Genomic DNA, 21,369 nt, shown 5'->3' with positions numbered 1-21,369 from the left:
TCGCGAGTTTTCGCTGTTAATTACGCTGTTAGCAGCGAAGGACAGCGCCGTCTGGGCAGTCGCAATGGGCAAAAACTTTTCTCGAGTATGAACGACGCTATCGCAACCAACAAACCTTGGCGCTGTACAAAAGAGCCGCCAATTTCCAAGTCATCGCCCTCGCCTTCATGAAAGATGTTTCTGGGGAGCGATTGCTCTATCGCTTTTCCAGGCTCACTGCCTCTTCGGCTTGCTCTTCTTCCAGATGCGATTCTTCGCCGAGCTTTCGGAGTGACACGTGCTCGACTCGGGCGAGGATGAGCCCTAGCGGCGTCACTGAAACGAAGGTCACGAGCCAAAGCATCATTCCGCAACTCGTGGCGAGTTCTTGCGGAGTGTTAAACAACGAATAGAGCGCTTTGATAGTCGAAAGCTGCGAGCCGCCGCCGACCACCGGCAGCTGCAGGACGCCTCCGGCAACGCTGAAGGCCATGAGAATAATGCCGTACACAAACGTCATCGTGTATACGGTTTCATCGTTGTAGGACTGCAGCACTGCGTAGTACGCGCACGCGATTAAAGTCCAAATCGCGATGGAAATGAAGGCAATAGCCGCAAACGATCCGAGATCATGGATGGTATGCAGGCCGGCGCTGAAGATCCTGATCTTCGAGGCGATGCGGTGACCCGTGTGCGCGTGGCGCCGCGCCAGCTTACGCTCCAGCCATTGCGCGATCTGCTCGCCGTTTCGCCAGACGCTGAAGGCAAATGCCAGCAGGCCCACAACAATGAAGATGAGCACGGCGCCGAGTGCTCGCATGATGTCGATTTGCTTGTCGGTAAAAGTTTTCAGCGTGCCCGAGAGCAGCAGGTCGGCTGCGACGATGACTGTTACCGCCGATATATCGAAGATGCGCTCGACTGTCCAAACCGCGATCTGCGATGCAAAGGTCAGCCCGGTTCTGTGGGCGATGATCAGCGGACGAATCACCTCTCCCGGACGTCCGAGTAGCGCGAGACCAGCAAAGCCGATGTATTGCGCTGGAATCAGGCTCCACGGTGAGACCTTCTTGACCGGCCGCAAAAAGATTGCCCAGCGAAACGCCCGCAGGCCATCGGCGAGATAGACAAGCCCCACGCCGCCGAGGATCTTCCACCAGTTCAGTTGTTCAAGTGATTCTCCGAAGATCTGCCAGTCAAATTTGCGCCAGGAGTGTACCTGCCAGACGACAAGGACGGCCAGAACGATTACCACAATGGACGTGATGATGAGCCGCTTGCGGTCCACGATCGTCAGTTGCCATCCGAAACTTTAGCGGGTGCGGTCTGGGTTGACTTCGCGGATTTGGCAGCCCGCTCCTCCTCCAGCTTACGGCGATTGAAGTCGCGAATGATCGCGCTAACATAAGCGCGGGTTTCGCGATAGGGCGGTACGCCGTGATATTGCTCCACGCTTCCAGCGCCTGCGTTATAGGCCGCCAGCGCGCGGACAGGGTCATTGTGATAGCGCGCCAGCAACTCGCGAAGGTAGCGCGTTCCGGCGTTAACGTTTTCGACGGGATCAAAACTGTTTTTTACACCCAGCTTCGTTGCCGTTTGCGGCATCAGTTGCATAAGTCCTTGGGCGCCCTTCTGGGAGACGGCCGTTGATTTCCCATTGCTCTCGGCGCGAATCACTGCGTGGATAAAGTCGGGATCAATCTGATTATCATTTGCGGCCTTCTCGACGATCAGCGTTAGAGCAGGTTGTACCCTCGTGGGAGCGTTTGGAATGTTGTTGATCTGCGGCTCCGGCACGTCCACATCCGGCTCGAAGCCAAGGATGTTTTCCGACGGCATATCGACGAACTCGTTTTCCGAAGCGGTGAGAAACAGGCGTGTAACCGAGCCAATCTGGCGATGATGATCATGCGAAATGCTGAAACCGTTGCGCAGCACGGCAGATTCACGCGCGCTGAGAGAACCCGCCAGGAGCAGGACGAGGCCAGTGATCGCGAGTAGCCGCATGGGTTTCATTTCAGGACTCCCGCCAACACGTCTTCCACTGCGGCGGCAACACCGCACGCTTCATTGTCCAAGGTAACTGGCCAACCGTTCCGCTTCAGGTCTTCGGACGCATTTGCCATCACGAAAGGGAATCCCGCGAATTCCAGCATCTCCACGTCATTGTAATTGTCTCCGATCGCCATCACCTCGTTCCGCGGGATGCCGAGATGTGAAGCCCACCGCGCCAGCGCCGATCCTTTCGAGCAACCCTGTCGCAGGACATCGAGAATACATAGATCACGGTGATCGTATTGAGTTTTTAAGACGCTGATCTTGCCATTCATCGTTCCATCTTTCAGGCGAGCCTCCGCAGGCTTCATCTTTTCGATGGTGCCGCAAAACATCGCCTGCACCGGATCGCATACGAGCGCAGCCGTGATCGGCGCCACTTCGGCGATGTACATGCGATTCTTGTCGATCCAGCGTTGGATGTTGCTGCCGAGTTCATGCGTGTGCTCTACCACAATCGCACCCCGCTCTTCTTTGTCGAAGGTCAATACCGTGTTCCCGGCGAATTCTGACATGTGCTGGCATAGCCTGTGCGCAATCGCACGCGGAAGCATGTCGGCATAGTGCAGATGACCCACGGTCGAGCGTGTGATCGCTCCATTGGAACTGATCAGGCAGAACTCGAAGCCGAGCTGTTCGGCAATGGGCAAGGCAAATCGATGCCGCCGGCCCGTGACTAAGACGATGTGCACACCTAACTCGTGAGCGCGTCTCAGAGCTTTCAGGTTTGCAGAGGGGATATCCAGAGTGGAATCAATCAGCGTACCGTCGATGTCCACTGCGATCAGGCGAACAGGGAGTGTCACTTGCATTCCATTTTATCGTGAGCAGCAGGCGCGACCGGCAGAAACTGCGCCTTCGCCATATTTTGCTACCTTCCGTAATCTGTTCCCTGTAACCTCTCCCGTATAACTTAATAACGATGATCGGCATACCAGGATTTTTCGGAATCGGCTTCATCCTGCAGGCGATTGCCATCATTCATTTCATCCGCCGCCGGCCAGATTGGTACTGGCTCTGGATCATCATTCTCGGGAGCGGACTAGGGGCTTTCATTTACATCTGTGTGGAAATGCTGCCGGAAATGGGAATGCTGGCTCGCAGCTTCCAGATATTTCCGCGGCGCAGCCGCATCCGGCGCCTTGAAGCGGTCATTCTGGATAATCCGTCGGCAGGAAACTACGAGGAACTCGGCGACCTTTACCTCGATGATGGTAAATATGCTCGTGCGAGAGAGTGCTACAACCGCGCAATTTCGTCGCGCACTGATTCGCCTGATCCTTTCTATCGGCGCGCGCTCTGCTCACTGAAGCTCGAGGATTTTCCAGCAGCAGTAAGCGATCTTCAGCACGTGGTCTCCAAAGACATTCGCTACGATTATGACCGAGCTGCCGGTCTCCTTGCTCACTGCTTCGCCAAAATCGGGCAGCCGGAAGCTGCGGCGGCAATGTTCGAGCGCGTGGTGCAGGTTTCAACTCTCTCGGAAACACTGGTTAACTACGCAGAGTTTTTGAAGTCGCAGGGCAAAGATGAGGAAGCACGCGAATGGGCCGGGCGAGTGCTATTGAGGAAGCGAACATTGCCACGTTATCTGAAGCGCCGCGAACGGACTTGGTTCAGGAAAGCGGCGGCGCTGGCGAAATAATTTAGGCTAGGAGCCCACGAAGCGCGCGTACAGGCTCCGCGCCACGGCAGGATCGCTGGTTCCTTTGATGATCGCCCTTCCATCGCGAAACAAAGTCATCTCATATGCATCGTGCCAGAATTTCAGAACAAGATCGTTATATCGAACCTGGCCGTGAGCGGATAAACGCGAGCTCATTTCGAGAAAATCTACCAGGCGCTCGCGTTCATGAATTTGTACGGAGTTGCGTCCGCAGAGCGTGATCTGCGGGCGAGCTTTGCCTTCCATGTACTCAAAAATTTTGTGCCCGCAGACCCTGCAGCCTTCTCGCGGTATTGCGGCGGAAATTTCGGAGCGATCGTTAGTCCACACATCGATGGAAAGCAGTGTCCGACGCAGCTGTGCGTGTGCTCCGATCAATATCTTCAGCGCTTCAGTTACTTGAATCGACGCGATAACTGTCGTCGCTGAGTTCAGGATGCCGGCGGTGTCGCAGGTCGCGAAGGTTCCGCGAGGAAGCTCTGGGAATAGACAACTTAGGCATGCGGTTTGGCCAGGAAGGATATTCATGCTCACGGCATATGATCTGACCGCGGCAGCGTAGATCCAAGGACGTTCCGATTTGACCGCAAAATCGTTGATGAGATATCTCGTTTCGAAGTTATCAGTGCAGTCCAGTATCAGATCTACTCCTTCCAGCAATGCGAGAGATTGCGGCGTCAGGTCCTTGTCGTGGGCTTCGACCTTCACGTCTGCGTTGATCTGAGAAATCTTGCGCGCGGCAGCCTGCGCTTTCGGAGTGCTTTGGCGCGCGTCCTCTTCGTCAAAAAGGAGCTGGCGCTGCAGATTGCTTGGCTCCACGTAATCGCGGTCGACAATCCGCAGCGTTCCTACACCGGCACGCGCCAGTAACGTACACGTGGAGGCGCCAATTGCTCCGCAGCCGACTACCGCGACTTTCGATGTGCCGATGCGTTTCTGCCCTTCAGGACCGATGGGGGCAAAAAGGATCTGGCGAGAGTACCGTTCGTCCTTGAGCCAGGTGGACTTAACGTCTGGGAACATTTCGCTGCCGAGAATGCATGAGGGCGTCTGGAGCTGAAGAAATCACCTTTATTATAGGCGTATGCTCCCCCAGAGCTGTGCTTGGAACCCGTGCGTCAGCGCGCGCGAAATCGCTTCAATGGAGAAGGCCTAATCCGTTTCCAGATCGCATCGCGTCAAAACGCCATGCAGCACCTATGCAGAGCAGGGGAGACGAGCTCGACTCATCTTCCTGACGAGGTACTGCAACGCTCTAAGCTTGGGATCTTCGCAGAAGCTTTTATTGTTCTGCTGGTAATGGTTTCCAGTCTCTGGGCGCAATCGAGAACGAGCAGCACTTCAACTGCGACGGACACTCTGCAAAACGGCGCCGCCTACTCCGGTGCAGATGTAAGCAGTCCCGAGCCTCCGAACCAAGCCAGTGATGCATTCGCGCGGTATTCCGGATTTCGCGTTCGCAGTGTCGCGTTCAAGAACTCGCAGCGTATTGACCAGAACGACCTGCTGGAGTTGCTTCCGCTCCAGCCTGGCGCTGCGCTTGACCGCAATACCGTTGAAGCCAGCATCCAGCAATTGTTCGCGACGGGACGATTCCGCACCATCTCGGCCGAAGTAGAGCCGCATCCTGACGGCTCACTCGATCTTGTGTTCGTGGTCGATGAAAAGCTCTTCCTGGGCAGCATCGTCGTTTATGGCGCCCCCGGCCCGCCGACTGCGAACCAGCTGGTGAACGCCAGCAAAATGCAGCTTGGACAGGAATTCGACGAGGATGCCGTGGCAAGCGGCATGGAACGTATGAAGCGTCTGCTGGCGGAATCCGGATATTTTGAGCCCACGATCCGAATGAACTCCGAACTCGATCCTCAGCACCAGCGGATCGGAGTTGATTTCATCATCGATCGCGGTGCACACGCTCATCTTGGCGATGTCATCGTGAAAGGCGATTCGGGCTACTCTCCGGGAAAGATCCGAGGGATTACTAAGCTGCACCCAGGTCAGCCAATTACTGCGGCAAGGCTGAGTCGCGCGTTTACGCGGCTACGGAACAAGTATCAAAAGACCGATCACCTGGAGGCGCAGGTCGCGGTTGTCGATCGGAACTACCATCCCGATACCGACAAGCTCGACTACGTTTTCGAAATCAATCGCGGGCCCATTGTGGATGTGCGCGTCGAGGGTGCCCGCATGCGGAAAGGATTGCTCAAGAAGTATGTTCCCATCTTTGAAGAAGGCGCGGTTGACGAGGATCTGCTCTCCGAAGGACGACGCAATTTGCGGGATTACTTTCAGACGAAAGGCTACTTCGACGCTACGGTAACCTCGAAGCTCACGCAAAAAGATGGACGCCAGCTTGTTATTTTCGATGTCGATCGCGGCGAGCTGCACAAATTCACCGATCTTGTCATTAAGGGGAACAAATACTTCCCCTCCGAAAGCATCCGCGAACGAATGGTGATCCAGCCGGCTGATGTGCTGCAGCGACATGGCATATTCAGCTCAGCGCTGTTAACGCGCGATCTGGGCGTCATAACTGGTTTGTATCAGACCAACGGCTTTCAACAGGCGAGCGTTACAGCGAAAACAAACGACGACTACGAAGGTAAAGCCGGAAGACTGCGCGTGGAAATCGATATCGATGAGGGGCCACAGACGCTGGTCCACGCCGTTCAGATGATAGGAAACCTGCACTTTTCCGACGAGGTTCTGCAGGAACAGTTAAGCACCATTCCGGGACAGCCGTTCTCCTCGTACCAGCTCGCGAACGATCGCGATACTGTCGTCAGCTACTACTACGATCGTGGATTTCCTGATGTGCAGGTCGAGACCAGCAGCCAACCTGCACCGGGCGAGGCGAACCGCCAGGACGTTACCTTCAAGATCAGCGAAGGGCGGCAGGTATTCGTCGATAAGATCCTGATTTCGGGGCTGCGCTTTACCAAACCGTTTGTCGTGACTCGCGAATTCGATATGAACGAGGGTGATCCGCTTAGTCAATCGCAAGTTCTGAAAACGCAGCGAAATCTCTATGACCTAAGTATCTTCAACCAGGTTGATATTGCGACGGCCAATTCCGATGGCAACGTCAGCAAGAAGAACCTTATGGTCCAGATCGAGGAAGCAAAGCGTTACACCTTCGATTACGGAATTGGCTTCCAGGTACAAACAGGCAACGTCAACAGCGATTGCCAGAAGATCCAGTTGAACCCCACGTCCACGCAGGTCTGCAATCCAGGAGGGGGCACCGGATTCAGCCCGCTGGTTACCTTCGGCGTCACGCGAGCGAACTTTCGCGGACGCAACGACACCATCGTTTTTCGAACCAATTTGGGACGACTGCAGCAGCGTGCCTCGCTAACCTATGTGCAGCCCCACTGGATGAATCGAGACGATCTCACTCTCAGCTTCACTGCCCTCTATGACAGCACGCAAAACGTGCTCACCTTCAGTTCACAGCAACTTGCCGGATCGGTGCAGGTTTTACAGCAATGGCGGAAGGGCGAGACTTTTCTTTACAAGTACAGCTATCGGCGCGTGAAAGTCGATCAGAGTACTTTGCAAATCAGTCCTGAACTGATACCGCTGCTGGCGCGTCCTGTACGCGTCGGTATGCCGAGCTTCAGCTATGTACGCGACCATCGGGACGACCCCCTCGACTCCAACAGAGGAACTTACAATGCATTCGACTTCGGAGTAGCCTCCGCCATTTTTGGATCTCAGGCGAACTACACCCGTCTATTTGTCCAGAATTCCAGCTATCATTCGTTCGCGGAAAATAGGAACATCAGCGGGCGCCACTGGGTATTCGCTCGCTCGACGCGGATAGGTGTCGAAAATCCTTTCGGCAACCTGAACGTGACCCAAACCGCGACCGCTGGGACTTCGAACGTCTTAACGTCGATTCCCGGCGTCGTTCCTCTTCCGGAGCGATTGTTTACAGGAGGCAGCAATTCGCATCGCGGTTTCGGGCTGAACCAGGCGGGCCCACGGGATCCCGAAACCGGGTTCCCTCTTGGAGGCAATGGCCTTTTCCTCAATAATCTTGAAATTCGCACGCCTCCGATTGCGCTGCCTTACATCGGCGAGAACCTCAGCGCAGTGCTCTTTCACGATGCGGGCAATGTTTTCGCCTCGGCAGGCGATATCTTCCCGAGCCTGAGCCACTGGTCGCAACCGCACCCGGAAACGTGCGTGCCTCATGAAACCCAGGTAACCTCCACCACCCCATCCTGTGATTTCAACTACATATCGCAAGCGGTAGGATTGGGGGTGCGGTATCGGACGCCGATTGGGCCGGTCCGCGTAGATGTTGGCTACAACCTGAATCCACCATTATTTCCGGTCCGGGATGACCCCACGAAGGGACCATATTTAGATCGTACGAGTCACATAAACGTGTACTTCAGTATTGGGCAGACGTTCTGATGAGGGTGCTGTTTTCCATTCTGTTCTCGATTGCGTTCGCGACGTCGATCTACGCCGGCGAGACACTGGACCGCATTGTCGCCACAGTAGATCGCCATGCCATTACGCGTAGTCAAGTCGAGCAGGAAGCCAAATTCACGCACCTGATCAATGCGGAAAAAAGACCGATAACCAATGAAGACGAGGTTGCGGCGCTCGGCCGGCTCGTAGATCGCAGTCTGGTAAGTAACCAAATTGCTGTCTTTGGCGCCATTCCGATCAGCAGGGAAGACCTAGATACCCGCATCTCTGAGATCCGCAAACAAATTCCTGGTGCCGAAACGAACTTAGGTTGGGTTCGCTTGCTTGGAGAAAACGGACTGACGCAGGAGGACGTAGCCAAACGTCTAGCTCAGGAGATCGAGACGCTTCGCTTCATCGATCTGCGTTTTCGCTCGGAAGTGCGGGTCGGTCCGCGCGCCGTCCAGACGTATTACGACACCAGGTTTGTTCCCGAAATGAAAGCGAAAAACGTTGCACCGCCGCCGCTGGATCAAGTGCAGGACCAGATTGAGGCAATTCTTCGCGAGGAACGCGTAAATGGCTTGATCTCCGACTGGTTGAAGAGTCTGCGTAATCAGAGCCGAATTCAGGGATTTGATCCTTCTCTTCCGCTGACCGGAATCGATAAGAAGACACCCGACGTTTCCGATCTTCACTTCCTTCCATTGCATGTCTCTGGCCCCTCGGAAGCAGCCAAACAGTAATCCACATGACCGCCGATCCGATCACGTCCCCTTCACGCAGACGCCGATGGATCGTGCTCGGAGCGATAGCTGCGATGATCATAGGCGCGATCATCACCGCGCTGAGCTATGTGCACAGCAACTCATTTCGCGAGATGGTTCGCAGCGAAATTGTCGCTCAGCTTGAACGGGTCACGGGCGGAAAGGTTGAGGTCGGCAGCATCACCTGGAGCTTATCCGGGCTGCAGGCCGACGTGAGCAACTTAACCATTTATGGGAAGGAGAAGCCGGGCGACATTCCCTATGCGCATTTCGATCATGCCCATGTCACATTGAAGGTCATCAGCTTCTTTCGCCGGGAGCTAGGGTTGCGTGAACTGGATGTCGAGCATCCGGTGATTCATCTGATCGTCTATCCCGACGGAAGCACGAATCAGCCGCAACCGAAGATCAAACAGACCTCGAATGGCGAACTCGAACAGTTGTTCGCCTTGCGTGCCGATCATCTCCGCATCGTCGATGGAGAGCTTGTGCTGAACGAGAAGCGGATTCCGCTGGACCTCGAGGCGAACGGTATAGCTGCGAGCATGGCGTACGTTGCCGCTCCAGAGAACGGCTATAAGACTCACATTCAATTCGGCCAAGTGCGTTTGCAGCGCGCGGGAGCCGAGCAGGTCCTCTCGCAAGGGCAAACGGATTTCACCATCCAGAAGAACGCGATCCACGTAAGCTCCCTGCAATGGACCAGCGGCAAATCGCGAGTGCAGGCAAGGGGAACTGTGACCGATCTGCGGAATCCGCGGATTGATGCAACGTACAGCGGAACTGTTGAGCTGCGCTCTCTTGGAAACGCTCTCGGCATAGCGGAACTGCGCGACGGCGCCGCCGAGTTCGGTGGGACGCTGCGTTATCGGTCATCTGAAGATTTCTTCAGTTCAGGACACCTCAAACTGACAAACGGCTCCTACTCGGGACCCGAGCTTCGTCTGGCCGACGTCGATGCAACTTCGGACTACACCATCGACGTCGACCGAATAACGATCACGAAATTGAACGGACGAGCACTGGGGGGCAGCTTCAATGGCGGAGCAAGTCTGCTGCACTGGATCAAACTCGCTCCCAAAACGGAAATAGGAACCGGACCGCGCAGAAAACTTGCGACCAAACCAGTGGAAGGATCCGTTCAGCTCGTTGTATCAGGAATGCAGTTGGGGACGGCCTTGCGTGCAGTGCTTCCGGCAAAGAGTCCGGTAAACCGCTTGCAAATCGCCTCTCGGGCGCAAGGTCGTGTCGCCGTTCGCTGGACTGGTTCGCCCAAGCTTGCTGACGCGACTGTGGATCTGAACGCGGAATCGCCGGCGTTTGTACAACCATCCGAGCTACCTTTACGCGGACTGATTCAAGTTACCTATCACGGGCGCGATGAGCGCATCGACGTCACCGGCCTCAGTCTCGCCACTCGTATGACGCGACTGAACGCCACGGGCGCAATCGGAATCGAGTCCCAACTGAAGCTCTCGGTCAACACATCCGATCTCGCCGATCTTGAGCCGGTGATGCACGCTTTCGGCGCTCAAACACAAACGCTGCCTGCCGTTGTACATGGACAAGCTTCGTTCAACGGCACGGCCACAGGAAAGCTGGCCTCGCCTGCGATTCACGGGCACATCCAGGCTGCTGACTTCGACACTCTAGTGCCTTCATATCCCGAGATTCAGGGTGGGGAAAGGACTTCTGCAGCCTCCCGGAATGGACAACTGCTGCGATGGGATTCTTTGGATGCCGACATAAATTATTCGCCGAATTCCATTTCGGCACGCAACATTGTTCTGAAGCACGGAAAGGCTGAAATTCTGGGAACCGCCAGCGCGAATCTGCGCGATGGCTTATTCGCAGCCGACTTACCAATTGAGGCACATTTAAGACTGCTCGACAATGACATTGCCGGCTGGCAGACCATCGTTGGAACCAGCTATCCCATAACGGGGACATTCGCCGCTCAAGTCACATTGTCCGGGACAGAACAGGATCTTCGCGGCCGAGGACATGTGCAAGTCACGGGCGGATCCGTCTACGGAGAGCCGTTTCGGTCGCTTTCTGCCGATGCCCAACTGCGAAACCGGCAGCTCGATTTTCGCAACATATCATTCCAGCAAAACGGTGGACACGTCACCGGTGCAGCCACCTACGATCTCACCTCCCAAAGTTTTACGTTGAATCTGACCGGGAATGACTTCGATCTCGCTCACATCGGGCGATTGCAAAACAAGAAACTGCCGGTGGGCGGCCGCGCTCAATTTACGGTTGCGGGATCAGGAACAATCCACCAGCCGGTACTGAACGCGCAGATTACTGTGAAGAATCTCGTGCTTGGCGGAGAGCAGGAAGGCGACCTCGTAGGCACTGCGGTTACCCGCGGAGCAGACCTTCACGTCGAGGCGCGCGCAAACACTCAGATCGCGTCGGCGAATCTCAAAGGAGACATCACCGTGCGCGGGGACTGGCCGGCTGAGTTGCATCTCGATTTGGCGAAGCTCGATTTTGATCCGCTCCTGAGAGTGTATCTGCCCGGCAAGTTGACCGGGCATTCGTCGATGTCCGGCAAACTCACCCTGCGCGGTCCGTTGAAGCACCCGAATGAAGTTGTCGTCACGGGTGACATCGATCAGTTCGCGACTGACATTCAGAATCTCAGGCTGCGCAATGAGGGGCCTCTGCGATTCTCAATTGGCAATGGGACGGCCAAGATCGATCAACTGCACATCGTGGGAACAGACACCGACATTACCGGATCGGGAAGTGTGGAGCTTACCGGCACGCAGCGGCTCGATTTGCATGGAAACGGTCATCTAAACCTTGCCATCCTCGAAAGCTTCAACTCCAATCTCTCGTCTTCGGGCCAGGTGACATTTACGGTGAACGCCACCGGGAAGGTAGATTCGCCATCGCTCGCCGGCAACGTGCAGATTGCGGACGGAAACGTTTCATTGACCAATCTTCCCAATGGGCTCAGCGCCATTAACGGAACGCTTACCTTCGACACCAATCGCTTGCGCGTGCAGACGCTTACGGCAAAGAGCGGCGGTGGCGATCTAGTGCTTGGTGGCTATATCACTTACGCCAACGGCCTGTTCTTCGACTTAAATGCGACCGGACACGACATTCGCATTCGCTACCCAGAAGGCGTAAGTTCGCAAGCGACGGCGGACCTGCGGCTGGTGGGAACGGCACAGAACTCGGTACTTTCGGGCGATGTCACGATTACCAAGTTCGGACTCACTCCGCAATTTGACCTTGCGACGTATGTACAACGAGCCAAGCAGACGCCTGCTCCTCCCAATCCGAATTCGCTCGTAGATAACATTCGACTTGATGTCCACATAGTTTCTACGCCCGAGCTGCGCGTCGAAACCTCGATGGCGCGGCTCTCAGGAGACGTCGATATTCGGCTGAGAGGCACGGCAGCAAGGCCGTCCGTCATGGGACGGATGAGTATTGCCGAAGGGGATATTACCTTCAACAGTACTACTTACCATCTCGAACGCGGCGACGTGGTGTTTGCTAACCCGGTGCGCATTGAGCCTGTCATCAATGTGGAGGCGTCCGCGCGCGTACGTGATTACGACATTACTCTGGGCTTCCACGGTACCCCCGACAAGCTGAACATTACCTACCGCTCCGAGCCCCCTCTGCCGTCGGAAGACATCATCGCCCTGCTCGCGTTCGGTCGCACGCGGCAGGAAACAGAAGTTCAGGCCGAACAAGGATCTCAAGCGGCAACCGGCGAGACCTTCGCCCAAAGCGCTTCGAGTGCCATTTTGGGAGAAGCATTAAATGCTGCCGTGAGCAGTCGCGTACAAAAGCTGTTCGGAATTAGCCGCATCAAGATTGATCCCAATCTGGGCGGAACAGAAGGGAATCCCAACGCGCGCCTGACCGTCGAGCAGCAGATTTCCAAGGACCTGACCGTGACTTACCTGACAAACCTCGGGCAGTACGCGCAAGAAGTCGTGCAGGTTGAGTACAACATCAACAGAAACGTTTCCCTGGTCGCCGTCCGCGACTACACCGGCGTGCTCGCAATCGATCTGCGCGTTCGGCAGCGAAAGAGATAAGTGAGGGAACAGGTCACAGGTTACAGGAAACAGGGAAACCAATTCGTAACCCTGTTCCCTGTCCCCTGTTCCCTGTAACCTGTCCGCTATGGACTCTCGCGAGCTCATGATCGAGCGCCAGCTCAAGGCGCGCGGAATCGCGAGCGAAGCTGTTCTTGCTGCTATGCGCAAGGTTCCACGTGAAGAATTCGTGGCTCCTGAGCTGCAGGAACATGCTTACGAGGACCGACCGTTGATCATCGGATGTTCGCAAACCATTTCCCAGCCGTATATCGTCGCTTCAATGCTTCAGGCGCTTGAATTGAGGCCTGAAGATCGCGTACTCGAATTGGGAACCGGTTCCGGATACCAGACTGCGCTGCTTTGCGAACTCTCCCAGAGCGTGATCAGCATCGAACGCCACGCTCCGCTCGCCGAATTGGCTCAGCAGCACCTCGCACGCCTCGGCTATAGGAACTTCGAAATCGTCGTTGGCGACGGCACGGTCGGATACTCGCCCGCAGCTCCTTACGATGCAATCATCGTTTCCGCCGCCGCTCCAGAAATCCCTCCAGCTCTCGTCGAGCAGCTTGCAGAACGCGGACGAATGGTTCTGCCAGTGGGAAGCCGAGAACTACAGGATTTAATTCTTGTAAGAAAAAGCGGGGATGGAATTTTTCGTGCTCGCCTCGACGGCTGCGCCTTCGTGCCGCTCATCGGTCAGGAGGGATTTCGCGAGTAAATAACGAGCGGAAATCCGCCTCCTGCTGCAACAAATCTGATTACCCGCAGAGCTAACGACTTAAGGGACTGGCGTCGACAGCTTTTTGCCCATCAGCAGGCCATCGAGACCACCGGGGTAATAGCGCCGCAAGGTCTTTACGACGCTAAAACCGTGCTTTTTATAGAAGCTCAGGCCCGGATGATTGTTTACTGCCACCTCAAGGATTAGAGAGTCGCAGCCCAATGTTGCGAAGCCGGCTTCAAGCTTCTTCATAAGAATTGATCCCAAGCCGCTTCGCTGGACCTGAGGAGCAACGTCGAGGGTTACTACGTGTCCCACGCCTCCACGCTGTTGATGACCCAAAATGAAACCCATCGGCCCGCCGTTTTCTTCAGCCACGAAACACAATGCTCGCGGCGCTCTCAAGTAATACGCAAGCTCGTCACGGGAATATGCGATCTCTCGAGAAAAGCAGGCCTGATCGAGTGCCCAAAGTTGTTCGAAATCGTCGGGCCGATATTGGCGTATTTCGGGCATTGCGAGCCCGCTACGCTGGCTTTCCCTGATGAATGAAAGGAAGCTTCTTAGGATCCGATACGGTCACTTTTCCGTCAGCTCCCAACACATAGGGTTGACCAGTGGGGTCGAGCGGCACTCCGCGAAGAGCGCCAGCTGATATCAACTCTCGCCAGGAAGTCGGATTGCGGCCAAATTTCGCTCTAAAACGATCTACAAGCGATTCCAATTCCGGGACTTCCTGATCGACAAGGAGGCAGGCCAGATGTAACTGCGCGTTGCGCCGTATGTCCTTGTCTGTCGACTGATCATAAATGCTCTGCCACATGAATCGCGCCGTGTCCAGACTGCCTGCATCGGTCAGCATCTTCGCCGCCATCACCTTGAGCGCCGGATGCGCGTGGGGAACATGGGAGCCTTCTTCAAACGTTTTAGCCGCCGCCAAATAGTCGTGCATTCCCTGGTACTGAATGAAGCCGAGGGTCATGTAGAGATGCCAATTATTCGGATTGTTCTCAATCCCTTTGCGTACCAAAGCCACTGCGGCTTCGTCGTCGCCGGCGCCGCTCGGAGGAGGCTGCTGCAGAAACGTCGAGCCCCACTCATAGGCAACGATTAAATGTGGATCGAGAGTGGTTGTGATATCAAGCAGCGGAGCCAGTGCTTTGTATTGCATCGAATTGCGCAGGTGCTTGGCGCCGAAATATTGGACGACGCGCATCCAATAGATATCCGCGAGCAAGCCTGAGTACCCTAAACTCGCGCGTTTCAGAAACTGGGGAGACGAGATAAACAGCACGTCTTCCAACGAAGAACTGGGGTACGACGCCTCTACGCGCTGCAAGACCAAACAGCTCGCAACAAACGACGCGATGAGGAGCAGAGAAGTGACGATTGTGGACTGTCGACTCACTTCAAATTCCTGCGCGAGAAAATTAGCGTGGCCGCGCTTACCGCCACGCACGAGTACAAGAGCGCATAAATGGTGTTGTACCCGACCAGGACTGCTGAAATCTTCTCATCGTGGGCGGCACGCGTGATTACATTCAAACGGTCCAGATTCGGCACGATGTACGAAGCCGCCCAGGAGAACCATCTGGTCACGCCGTGGGCAGCTTCCGCAAACCCGCGCAGATCCTGCGCAAAACTTCCCGCCACAAAGAGCGCCAGAGTAAACAAAGCAGAAAGCAATGGCGACGAGAACGACGAAAACAGCAAAGCCAATCCGATCACAACCAGGAACTGTAAAAGCAGAAAATAAATCGCGATCAGTACATTCGCGTCGGCAGCCGCGACATTCCTCATAATCAGAAATAGCACGAGATAGAAACCCACGGTCATCGCCAACGTGTTCACGGCAAGCGTGCCGGCCAGTCCAAAATATTTGCCGACGATGAATTCTCCGCGTCCGATGGGACGAGCCAAGACGGGATACAGCGTCTTCCGCTCGATCTCCTTCGACACGAGGCTGATTCCAACAAAAATTGAGATTACAGTTCCAAAAATGGAAATCGCTGTCAAACTCAGATTGATCAGCAGAACGCGCTGAACTCCAACCGAGATCTCACTGATAAGCGGTGCGCACGCAACTAGCAAGAGCGCAAACAGAATGAGGTTGTAAAGAACGCGGTCGCGCACGGCCTCGCGAAAGGTATTGAAAGCTACTGCTCGAAGACGGCTGCTCACGGGCGCGCCTCCGGTCGGTCTGCAACACGCTCCAGAAAAAATTCTTCGAGAGAGCCTCCAACAGGATTCACCGAGATGAGGCGAGCATGAGGGGCGCGCACGATGTTGAGCACATCCTGCAGCTTCGCCTCTTCAACGGTGGCGCGAATGGTATCCCCAGCCGCGTGACAACTCACGCCGATGGCTTCCAATTTGGGAGTCACCGCAGCGACCTGCTTCGGGTCAGTACCGTTCGCGGTAGCGGGCGGGTTAGCGATGTCCCAGATCACGTCAAATCGCTTTCGCGCTTTGCCCAGAAGCTCCGCCACGACGCCGACTCCGCGCAATTCCCCACGGTTCAACACCGATACGCGATGACAAAGCGCCTGCGCGTCCGCCAGGATGTGCGTTGAGAAGAAGACGGTCTTGCCTTCCTGATTAAGCGCCTGAATGAATTCGCGAATTTCGCGCCGACCGACTGGATCGAGTCCAGACATGGGCTCATCAAGAAACACCACTTCAGGCTCATGCAAAACCGCCTGGGCGATGCCGACGCGCTGCAGCATCCCTTTGGAAAACTTTCGCAGTTGGACTCGAGCGTGTTCCGCGAGCCCTACACGTTCCAGCAGCTTAGGAATGCGAATGCGTAGGTCGGCAGCCGATACCCCCGACAGCGTGCCGTAGTAATCGAGCAATTCGGTCGGGGTGAGGTAATCGTAGAAGTAAGGCTGCTCAGGCAGGAATCCGATGCGCGCACGAATAGCCGGATCGCGCCAGTCGCGCCCAAGAATGCGTGCGGCCCCCGCCGTAGGAAAGGTCAGCCCCATCAGGAGCTTGAGAGTAGTGGTCTTTCCAGCTCCATTCGGTCCAAGAAAACCAAAAACTTCTCCGGCCGGAACTTCCAAATGAAATGGCTTAAGCCCAACCTTTTTGGTCTTCCGCCAAAAGCCAACCGTGTATGTTTTTTCTAGTTCGAGGATCTCGAGGGCAAGCATAGCTTCGCTACAAAACACCTAGCACAGCGATATCAATTCCGCAACGCAGGGTATGAGTTGATGCAAAGGTTTGTTGTTACCCTAGCAAACACCTGGAACGGCATCACATCAACATCGTCGCCGATCACCAATCACATCTGCAAACGATGATCTAGCGCGGCACGAATTCAGTAACCGTCATTCCGTCGTATGTCCCCAACTCTCTCGTCCGGTAGCTCGTCGCCGTTTCACTCGTGATCCATTTAGTGGTTTGTTCAGATTCAGTATGACCGACGACCAGGAATCGCTCGCGATTGGGAATAGCGGTCGCAAGAAAACTTGTCACTTGCCGTTTCGTTTCCTGATTAAAGTCGCGTGGAAGGGGCACCACTGGCGCATGGACTTTGTAGTAGCTGAGGGGTGCGAATAAGTCACTCTGCGCAATGTCCGTGGTAGGCATCGGACGAAAACTCGATTCGCGCAGCCCGCTACAGATCAACAGGGGAGCATGAGTTGTGGCAGCGCTGGCATCCGCAACATTCAACGCGTCTTTCCATGAAAACCCGTGGCTCTTCCAAGTTTTGCCGGGGAACTCATTAAACGTGAATGCAATCAATGCAAGGCAGAATATGGTTCGCACAACCCTCGAATTGAGACGACTGACCAGCAATCCCCAACAGAGCGCGACTCCGGGTAAAGCGACGAGTCTGTAGCGCTCCGCGAAGATGTGCACCGGCGTGTATAAACTGACTGCGTACAAAGACAAAAGGGGGACTAGCCCCAACACCAAGCAAGCAGGAATCGTGGCTCGGTGCTCATGTTCCGGTGCTCCTAACTTCCCAACAATCACAGCGATGAATACGGCACCTACAAATACCGAACCAACATTGCCAGGAACTACTGTTATGAATAGATCCGCGGGCCGCGGAAGCCCGAGGTAGACATGCGACTGCGTCGTCTGGGCTATCCATAGAACGCGAGGAATGACTGGCAACATCATCACGCCAAAGGGTAGCATTGAGATCGCGAAGTTACGCTGGTAACTGTTCCACTCTCTTCGTTTGAATACGACAAAAACGATCGCGAGAGCACCCAGGATGACACTGAAGAGATAGTGAAAGTAGAAGACGCTGCCAAGCGCGATTCCGAAAGTAGTCGCTCTCGCTGTGGTATTTCTCTCCATCCATCGCAGCAGAGCCAGGATAGAGCAGTTGACTGCGAGCGTCGCGAATGCATATGGCCGCGCGTCAATTGCGGCAAACGACACAAATGGATGAACGCAGAAAATGACGGTTACGATTCCGGCTACGTCCCACTCGAAGAATCTTCTCGCGATGCAATACAAGACGTACGCCGCAGAAATCATCGCGAAGACTGAAGGCAGCCTCAGCACGACTTCAGAGGACCCGAATAGAGTCTTAGTGAACCAGAGAACGTACGTGTAAATAGGAAAGGCGAGGCCCTGGTGCGCCCAGATCTTTCCAAAGCCCTGACTTATGGACCAGTAGGAGTTTGTTTCATCGAGCCACAGCGGAGATCGGATCCCCGAAAACCAATCGGTGACGGAGAAAGCTAGTGCAAACGTTAAAGCGATGCGTGCGACGGTTTGAGTGACTTGCTCCACCCTGCTTCGATCAAGTGCAGCGACAGATGAGCTCCGTTTGCCTTCGATCGTGCCGAAGGTCGCCGCGAAAATTTCCTTAGCTGTCGTGCTGGACATGTGGATTTTCTTCATTATGCCTTGGAAATTAGGGTGCCGTTGAGATCCGCTTGGTCCGAAAGAGCAAGTACCGTCGTAACCATATAGGTGCTCGGGATCGTACTCAGTTAAGGGGCAGCCTGTCGTAGACTCGGCATCAACGTCCTCTCCGGGACCAACTCCGAATCGTTGCAGCTCCGGGTCCATGAATTCCACAGTTGATGAAGTCCAATATCGGCTTCGGGTTCCGCTCTCCGCGGATCGAGACGCCCGACCCCAATTATCAATTGTGTTTCCCTGCCTGAATGAAGCCGAAACTGTAGGAAATTGCGTCCGAAAGGCGACTGAGGCGCTGCGCAAATATCATGTTCGCGGGGAAGTGATTGTTGCTGACAACGGTTCTACCGATGGGTCCAAGGACATTGCGTCAAGCGAAGGGGCTCGCATCGTCGAAGTAGCGGAACGAGGCTACGGGAGCGCTCTGCGCGCAGGTATTCGCTCCGCTCGCGCGGATTACATCCTCATGGCTGACTGCGATGATAGCTACGACGTCACTCATTTCGATCATTTTCTTCAGCCATTGCACGCTGGTGCTGATCTCGTTATGGGCAATCGCTTCCGCGGCGAGATTCGGCCGGGAGCTATGCCGTTCCTTCACCGCTATCTTGGAAACCCAGTTCTAACCTGGGTAGGACGACTCTTCTTCCGATCCCAATGTGGCGATTTCCACTGCGGAATACGCGCCTTTCGCAAGGAAGCTGTCGAGCGCATGGATCTTCGTTCCACCGGAATGGAATTCGCCAGCGAGATGGTAGTGAAGGCAAGCCTTCTCGGAATGAACGTTGCCGAAGTACCAACTACACTATCTCGCGATGGGCGGAGCCGCCCACCTCATCTGCGTACGTGGAGAGATGGCTGGCGACATCTGCGATTTCTTCTGATGTACAGCCCTCGGTGGCTCTTTCTATATCCAGGTATCTTGCTTGTGGCTGCCGGACTTATAGGCTGTGCATTGTTACTCCCAGGACCCCGCGTGTTTCACGGCATCGGCTTCGATGTACACACCCTGCTGTACGCCTTCATTTCTGTACTTTTGGGATTTCAGCTGATCACTTTCGCGACTTTCACGAAAGTATTCGCAATCACGGAAGGGTTGCTGCCTAAGGATCCGCGGCTTACGCGTGCATTTCGCTGGATCAATTTAGAGTCTGGCTTGGTAGTCGGCGGGTTTCTGATAGCAATAGGTCTGAGCGCCTCCATCTGGGCAATGTCTCACTGGGTTCGGGAAAGTTTCGGCGCCTTGAATCCGGTTCAAATGATGAGAGTCGTCATGCCTGCCGTGTTTTGTCTGACTTTCGGAACCCAGATCGTCTTCAGCAGCTTTTTCCTAAGCATCCTTGGACTTAGGCGGCGATAAGACCAAATGGGAAATCGCAAGCAGCTCTTAGCCGAGTTCATGATGCAAGCTCCCAGCCAACCTGCAACCAATTATTGGCGAGCTGTTGAAATCGAAGAGGTCATTCGATACGGATTGCCATGCGGGATCGGTTTAGATCTTGGCTGCGGTGATGGGCACTTGACGTCTATTCTGATCGGCCACGTTGGTTCACGTAATTTAGTTGGAATTGATATTGATGCGAAGGAGAGCTCAATTGCGAGAAAGCGGGGTATTTATCGCCAAGTATTGACGGGCACAGCCAACAGCCTACCTTTTGAAAATAGCACTTTTGATTTTGTGTTTTCGAATTCAGTTCTCGAACACCTAGAGAACATCCATCTCTCCTTGTCGGAGATTGCGCGTGTACTTCGGTGTGGCGGTCGTTTCCTATTCACCGTTCCGGGGCCGGATTTTCACGACTGTCTAAAAGGACCCCTATTTGGAAAACGCGAATCATACCTCCGTGACACTGACGAGCGGTGTGCCCATTTGCGATATTGGGGCATAGGAGACTGGTCTGACCATTTGGGATCGAGGGGATTAAACATAATCCACCACCACGGTTATTTAAGTCGAGACCAATTGCGTAGATGGGAATTGATCGCGCGCCTTACCAGTGGGATTCTCTATCAGTTCGTGCGGAAGAGGAAACAGCCGATCGAACTGCAGAGGAGACTCGGTATCCGTAATTCTGCGCTGACACTACCACGTGTAATCGCAAAATCCGTTGCGGCCGTCATGGATTTCGGTTTCAAGAGCACCAACTCTGTTTGTGGCTGTTTGCTAATCGAGGCAACAAAGGGCACAGATGCTCATACAGACAACTAGTGCTGTTCGCGCGAACCTGCTTCGGCAAAGTATTCAGAATCGTCTGAGGACGCTGTGCCTCTAAAAAAGATACGGGTAGCAGCAGTTGGCTTGGGATGGGTGGCGCTCCACAGGCATTTGCCGGTACTGGATCGGAGCGAAGACTTTGAAGTCATTGGTGTCATTGATCACACACCTGGCATTGCGAAGAGGGTGGCGGATCGCAGAGGCTACCCAAGATTTGCAGAGACATCTGTCCTGAGCGACATCGATTGGTTATCAGAAGTCGATGTCATTACTGTGGCGACTGCACCGATGAGTCATTTTTCAGTTGTAACCGAGGCCTTGCAGCTCAGGAAACACATCTTGACCGAAAAGCCGTTTGCCATGTCGGTGGCTGAGGGTGAGCAAATGGTGAGCCTAGCGGCTAAGCAGGATCGAAGGCTTGCGATCGTTCATAACTTTCAATTCGCCCGCTCTACTCGCCGCCTTTGTTTGGAGCTTGAGCAGGGAAAAATGGGAGAGATCCTGGCGATCAACGCAGTCCAGTTTAGCAACCCTAGACGGCGACTTCCAAAATGGTACGATGACCTTCCCTTAGG

17 protein-coding genes are annotated in these 21,369 nt (G+C 54.8%); 7 read left to right on the top strand and 10 right to left on the bottom strand.

Features of this window, described 5'->3' with window-relative positions; all coding sequences use genetic code 11:
* Window positions 1-196 precede the first annotated feature (196 nt).
* From VFU50_15500 to VFU50_15490, 3 genes are read right to left on the bottom strand one after another with little or no spacing between them, the layout of a single operon-like run.
* Window positions 197-1,267 carry a lysylphosphatidylglycerol synthase transmembrane domain-containing protein gene (locus VFU50_15500; protein HEU5234267.1) on the bottom strand — a complete coding sequence of 357 codons (1,071 nt, stop codon included), beginning with the start codon at window positions 1,265-1,267 and terminating at the stop codon, window positions 197-199.
* Window positions 1,268-1,272: 5 nt separating this feature from the next.
* Complete coding sequence (locus tag VFU50_15495; GenBank protein ID HEU5234266.1) at window positions 1,273-1,995, bottom strand: lytic transglycosylase domain-containing protein; 723 nt, start codon at window positions 1,993-1,995, stop codon at window positions 1,273-1,275.
* Window positions 1,992-2,846: a Cof-type HAD-IIB family hydrolase gene (locus tag VFU50_15490; protein ID HEU5234265.1), complete on the bottom strand. Its 855-nt coding sequence runs from the start codon at window positions 2,844-2,846 to the stop codon at window positions 1,992-1,994. Before VFU50_15490 ends, VFU50_15495 begins: the two co-directional genes overlap by 4 nt.
* A gap of 110 nt (window positions 2,847-2,956) precedes the next feature.
* Between VFU50_15490 and VFU50_15485 the strand changes: the two genes are divergently transcribed.
* Window positions 2,957-3,679 (top strand): tetratricopeptide repeat protein, encoded by a 723-nt coding sequence (locus VFU50_15485; GenBank protein ID HEU5234264.1) that lies wholly within the window; start codon window positions 2,957-2,959, stop codon window positions 3,677-3,679.
* Window positions 3,680-3,685: 6 nt separating this feature from the next.
* Here VFU50_15485 and VFU50_15480 read toward each other — a convergent pair whose 3' ends face one another.
* On the bottom strand, window positions 3,686-4,723 hold the full coding sequence (locus VFU50_15480; protein HEU5234263.1) for a ThiF family adenylyltransferase: 1,038 nt from the start codon (window positions 4,721-4,723) through the stop codon (window positions 3,686-3,688).
* Window positions 4,724-4,888: 165 nt separating this feature from the next.
* Here VFU50_15480 and VFU50_15475 point away from each other — a divergent pair, with 165 nt between their 5' ends.
* The 4 genes from VFU50_15475 to VFU50_15460 all read left to right on the top strand — a co-directional run bounded on the left by VFU50_15475 (window position 4,889) and on the right by VFU50_15460 (window position 13,686).
* Window positions 4,889-8,125 carry a POTRA domain-containing protein gene (locus VFU50_15475; protein HEU5234262.1) on the top strand — a complete coding sequence of 1,079 codons (3,237 nt, stop codon included), beginning with the start codon at window positions 4,889-4,891 and terminating at the stop codon, window positions 8,123-8,125.
* Window positions 8,125-8,871, top strand: a complete 747-nt coding sequence (locus VFU50_15470) for a hypothetical protein (protein ID HEU5234261.1) — start codon at window positions 8,125-8,127, stop codon at window positions 8,869-8,871. The genes VFU50_15475 and VFU50_15470 overlap by 1 nt, the downstream gene beginning before the upstream one ends.
* Window positions 8,872-8,876: 5 nt before the next feature.
* The gene (locus VFU50_15465; protein ID HEU5234260.1) at window positions 8,877-12,965 is read left to right on the top strand and encodes a translocation/assembly module TamB; all 4,089 of its coding nucleotides are present in this window, start codon (window positions 8,877-8,879) and stop codon (window positions 12,963-12,965) included.
* An 88-nt stretch (window positions 12,966-13,053) separates the two neighbouring features.
* Window positions 13,054-13,686: a protein-L-isoaspartate(D-aspartate) O-methyltransferase gene (locus tag VFU50_15460; GenBank protein ID HEU5234259.1), complete on the top strand. Its 633-nt coding sequence runs from the start codon at window positions 13,054-13,056 to the stop codon at window positions 13,684-13,686.
* Window positions 13,687-13,746: 60 nt separating this feature from the next.
* On the opposite strand, the gene VFU50_15455 is transcribed toward VFU50_15460, so the two are convergent.
* The 6 genes from VFU50_15455 to VFU50_15430 form a co-directional block, all read right to left on the bottom strand.
* Entirely contained in the window at window positions 13,747-14,205 is a 459-nt protein-coding gene (locus tag VFU50_15455; GenBank protein HEU5234258.1) for an N-acetyltransferase, read from the bottom strand.
* A 10-nt stretch (window positions 14,206-14,215) separates the two neighbouring features.
* Window positions 14,216-15,097 carry a hypothetical protein gene (locus tag VFU50_15450; GenBank protein ID HEU5234257.1) on the bottom strand — a complete coding sequence of 294 codons (882 nt, stop codon included), beginning with the start codon at window positions 15,095-15,097 and terminating at the stop codon, window positions 14,216-14,218.
* The gene (locus VFU50_15445) at window positions 15,094-15,870 is read right to left on the bottom strand and encodes an ABC transporter permease subunit (GenBank protein ID HEU5234256.1); all 777 of its coding nucleotides are present in this window, start codon (window positions 15,868-15,870) and stop codon (window positions 15,094-15,096) included. The genes VFU50_15450 and VFU50_15445 overlap by 4 nt, the downstream gene beginning before the upstream one ends.
* Window positions 15,867-16,844 carry an ABC transporter ATP-binding protein gene (locus VFU50_15440; protein ID HEU5234255.1) on the bottom strand — a complete coding sequence of 326 codons (978 nt, stop codon included), beginning with the start codon at window positions 16,842-16,844 and terminating at the stop codon, window positions 15,867-15,869. The genes VFU50_15445 and VFU50_15440 overlap by 4 nt, the downstream gene beginning before the upstream one ends.
* A 151-nt stretch (window positions 16,845-16,995) precedes the next feature.
* Window positions 16,996-18,543, bottom strand: a complete 1,548-nt coding sequence (locus VFU50_15435; protein ID HEU5234254.1) for a glycosyltransferase family 39 protein — start codon at window positions 18,541-18,543, stop codon at window positions 16,996-16,998.
* A 406-nt stretch (window positions 18,544-18,949) separates the two neighbouring features.
* Entirely contained in the window at window positions 18,950-19,180 is a 231-nt protein-coding gene (locus tag VFU50_15430) for a hypothetical protein (GenBank protein ID HEU5234253.1), read from the bottom strand.
* 765 nt (window positions 19,181-19,945) lie between these two features.
* On the opposite strand from VFU50_15430, the gene VFU50_15425 reads away from it, so the two are divergent.
* Complete coding sequence (locus VFU50_15425; GenBank protein HEU5234252.1) at window positions 19,946-20,788, top strand: class I SAM-dependent methyltransferase; 843 nt, start codon at window positions 19,946-19,948, stop codon at window positions 20,786-20,788.
* Between the two features lie 54 nt (window positions 20,789-20,842).
* The coding region (locus VFU50_15420; GenBank protein ID HEU5234251.1) for a Gfo/Idh/MocA family oxidoreductase at window positions 20,843-21,369 on the top strand (527 nt) is incomplete at its 3' end.

It is taken from the genome of Terriglobales bacterium, from assembly GCA_035764005.1.
Lineage (GTDB): Bacteria > Acidobacteriota > Terriglobia > Terriglobales > Acidobacteriaceae > Gp1-AA112.
The sequence above is the reverse complement of the archived record's forward strand: the minus strand, read 5'-3'. Positions and strand labels throughout refer to the sequence as shown.